Raw genomic sequence first — 4,517 nt, 5'->3', positions numbered from 1 at the left:
GCGGTCACTTCTGAGCCATCTTTTACCACATTTTCTGGAATGGTGACTTTGTCTTGTCCGTCAATTGCATCTGGTACAAGCTCTGGTTTATCACTTTTCCAAGAACCATCAGGTTGTTTTGTTAATGTAACCGTTTCAGGAGTATTTTTACCTTCAGGGGTAAGTTTAACTACTAATTTATCACCCGGTACGGCATTTTTCGGCAGAGAGACATCTACGCTACCGTCTGCACCATTTGCGGTTACGCTTGGTGTTTCAGGGGCAGTTTTGTCTTCAAAGTCCGTTACCACATCTGAGGTTGGGAGTTCAACAGCATCACTCGGTTGTTTTGCAGGGTTTTCTGCTTTAACAACAAGTTTGTCACCATTTTCCGGTTTTTCAACTGGGTTGATAACGTAGTTACCGTCGTTATCGGTAGTTTTGCCTTCACCCAATAATTTACCTTGTTCATCGTACACTTTAACTGGCGTTCCAATAGGCTCACCTGCTACTTTACCTGTTACTTCGTAAGCATCTGCTTTGCCATCTGCTGGGCTGTCTTGGTCAATAACTTTGGTGATTTCAGCAGTTGGCGTGGCTGTTTTTGGTACCTCAACAGGTTGTGTTGGGTCAGATTCACCCGGTACTTTTACCGTATTAGTTGGTAAATCACCTGCTTCCGCATTTGGTTTTGGTTGTGGCTTGTTAGTGTTGCCTGCGGTATCTGCGGTTTCTGCACTAATGGTGCTGCCCGGAGGTGCAACAATAGTTACTGTGCCATCAGGGTTTACCGCCGGTGATTTTTGTGGATCTGTTGGTTTCCACTTGCCGTCTTCATTGACTTTGTATTCGTGTTCCACTTTTTCACCGTCTTTTTCTACGGTTACTTTTGTGGTATCGCCAACGTTCGCATTTGGGTCAAGGGTTACTTCTGCACCGTTTGGTGTTGGTGCAAGTTCCACTGTTGGTGCGGTGTTATCGGCTTTGACAATATTCGCATCAGCAACTGCTATTGGTGCTTCAACACTGTTGTTATTTGGATTTTTCGGATCTTTCGCCTGCACTTTTAATGTGCTGTCTTTGGTGATGTCGATTGGCTCGCCACTTCCATTAACTTTGTCTTTGTCATTAAATTCAACTTCAAAGTTGCCTTTATCGTCTGTTTTACCTTTACCAACAACTACGCCATCAACAGTCACTTCAATTTCAGTACCTGCTGGTGCGTCTGGTACATTGCCTGTTAAGACAAAGTGATCTGGGTTTGGCTCTGTGCGGTCGTCTGCTCCACCTTGGCGAGTGTCTGTCGCTTCTAATTTAAGATCTTTTGGTGGGTTGAGTTTGTCCTCTGGGTTGTTTGGCAATTCTTCTGGTGTGCCTGCAACTGTAGGTGCTGAGGTGTTACCTGCAAGATCTTCTGTGACAACGCTTACTGGGGTGTCATCTTGTGTGTTTTCGTTAGGAACGATGATGGTATCTTTTCCTTCGACTTTAACATTCGGGTCGTTAGATTGGAGGTTGCCATCTTTATCACGAGTAACTTCAGCGGTTTTTTTGGTGCCGTCATTGTCGGTATATTCAACTTTCGCTTTTTCTACTTCTGGTTCGATGGTGAATTTTGCATTATCGTTATCTGGCACGAGTACTGCCGCAGGTGGTGGCGTGATGTCATTTGGATGCGACACTTCACCATTATTGCTTGGCACTGGTGTTTCTTTGCTTTCACCTTTGTTCGGTGCTGTTGCAGTTAAGCTGATTTGGTTGCTGTCAGTAATATCTGCACCATTTTCTTTCGCAATGAGTTTGAAATTACCTTCCTCATCCGCTTTAACTCTGCCAATTACATTCCCTTCGTGATCTTTCGCCACAATTTCAGCGTTAGGCTCTGCTTTACCTGTAATGGTAAATTCTTCAGGGTTTCTATCCGCTTGTTTATCTGTGTCTGCTGCTTTAACAGTGAGTTCTTCTGGCTGTTTACTTTGCTCTAAAATTGGATCAACTGGGGTTTTTGCTGATTCTGCAGTATGTCCAACAATGTCTTCAGCCTTAACAGTAACATCGCTTGCCCCTGCTGGTAATTTATCTCTTGGAATAGATAAAGTCTCTTCACCTTTCGCTAAAGTAGGGAACGTTGGATCATTAGGTGTGTAGCTGCCATCTGGCTGTTTGGTGTAAACCACTTCTTTGGTTGCTTCACCTTCAGCTTTAGGGTCGATAGTCACTGTGAATGTTTCGGTATCTTTCGGATCAATTGTCACTTTCACTTCATTTGGCGTAGCCACAACTGTTGGTGTTTGAATACCTTTGTCATTCGGGTGTCTTTCTTGAAGTTGCTCTTCTGTTAGTCCATCGGTGTCCGCTAAACTTGGCAACTCTGCTGTTGCTGGTTCACTTGGATCTTTACCTGGAGCTTGTACCGTTGCTTTAACTTCTTTCGGAATTGGATTCTCTTTGTTTAGTGGGACTTCTAATTCCGCTTTACCGTCACTGTTGATATGTTCTGGTGTTAAAACGATTTTCGCAATTTCATTGCCTTTTTCGTCTGTCAGTGCAACCGTTGAACCCGGTTTTACATCTTCCCCTTTTAAGGTGACTTTGATTTTTTCTGGTGTTTTGTCTGCCACTACATTGGTATCAATTGGGGTAGCCGTAATTTCAGTTGGTTTTTCTGATGCTTCGTCATAACCTACTGTGTCTGATACCTGTGGAATTGAATTGCCAGCCAAATCTGTTACCACCGCAGTGATGTTTGAGCCATCTTCAAGTACATCTTCTGGTAACTTGATTGTGTTGCCGTTTACTTCTGCCTTTTCCATTAATGGATTGGTGTTTGCTGGATCTTTTGTTAAATTACCATTGTCATCAACAATAAAGGTTAATTTATCTTTTCCGTTATTCGCTGTGACGGTAACTTTATCACCCGGTTTTGCATTGGTTACAGCAATCTCTGCAGAGCCATCACCTGGTTCTTTTTTGGTAGTAATCTCTACCGTTGCTTCAGGTGCTTTTGTATCGTAAGGGTGTCCGTCTTTGCCCGCTTCTACCGCAGGAACGGTTACAGGTTCTGAATGTTCGCTCTCTTTTTCACCTGGTGTAGTCGCTGTGACGGTAATTTGATCGCCTGGCTGAATATCAAAATTCTTACCTAAATCAGTAAGATTAAATTCATAGTTGCCGTCCTTATCTGCCACCACAGAACCTACTGGGATTTTGCTTCCATCACCTTTATCAAGATACGCTGTGATTGACGCATTAGGCTCTGCCGTACCACTAAATACTACTTTTTCAGGGTTGTTGTCCGCTTCTGGGCTTTCATCAATCGCTTTAATGGTGTTAGGGGTAATGCTTGGTTTGTCGCTTGCAGTAACTGTGTCTGGATCTTGTAAAACAGGTTGTTTATCTTCATTTAATACAATCGGCTCACTCGGTTTACTTTGATCGCCTGCACTGTTTTCAGCTGTCGCAACAATTTTACCATTTTCAGGAATCTTATCTTTAGGAATAGTGATAGTGAAACCGCCATCTTTTGGTGTTACTTCCACTTCAGGTTTATCCGATGGTGGTACGAAGTTACCTTGCTCATCTTTTTTAACGTCAATAGTTTCAACCACTTTACCAGTTTCATCTAAAATCTGAACCGGTACATTGGTTGCATCATCAGGAACTTTAACATCAACAGATATTTTTTCATCTTCTGGTTGAGACGCTGATGGGGTAAGTACTGGTGGTTCAACGTAAGTGTCGTTTGGCTGTGGGTTGTCACTTGGTACAACTTTATCAGTCGTTACTGGCACTTCGTCAGATGAGTTTTTACCCGGTAATTGAGCTTCTACTTTAAGATCTTCTGCTTGATCTTTATTTGGATTATTTGGATCTAATACGACAGGTACGCTCCAGTTACCATTGTTATCCACTTTGGTTTCTGCAATAACATTACCTTCTTTATCTTTAATTTTGATTGTAGCGCCTTTTTCACCTTTACCCGTTAAATTAACAAGATCAGGTTTGCCATCGTTGTTGCGATCAACGGTTTCCGCTTTTGTGATTTCTGGGTTTTGTGTGTCGCTATCGTATGTGGTTTCTACCGTTGCTGTCGCAGAACCATTATCGCTAATAGCTGTTACGCTAACAAGTGATTTGTCTTTGAGACTATCGCCAGGAATAACGGCTTTGTTGCTACCAGCTGGAACATCAGGAATGTATTCAGGGTGGCTAGATTTGTATGAACCGTCCGCTTGTTTTTCAAGGGTTGCTGTAATAGGGTTGTTTTTACCTTCTGGAATAAAGGTAATTTCGTATTTTTTAACGTTTGGATCAATAGCGATTTCAACAGAACCATCTTTCTTCGCAGTTACTGTTGGTTTTTCTTGTTGAGGTCTTGGTGGGGTATAGCTGCCATTAGAACCAGAGCCAGATGAGCCTGGAGGTGTAACACCTGTGCCTGGTTCAGTTGTTTCTTCAGTCGTAGATGGATGAGCTGGGCTACTGCCGCCTTTACCACCTTTACCGCCTAAAGTTGCAGCAACTAATCCAGCGGTTGC

General features: G+C 42.9%; 1 protein-coding gene. It reads right to left on the bottom strand.

The genetic code is table 11. The features are described from left to right. On the bottom strand, window positions 1-4,517 hold a 4,517-nt coding region (locus ACWIW0_RS11045; protein ID WP_454453355.1), incomplete at both ends, for an Ig-like domain-containing protein.

Source organism: Ursidibacter sp. B-7004-1, assembly GCF_053654055.1.
The sequence above is the reverse complement of the archived record's forward strand: the minus strand, read 5'-3'. Positions and strand labels throughout refer to the sequence as shown.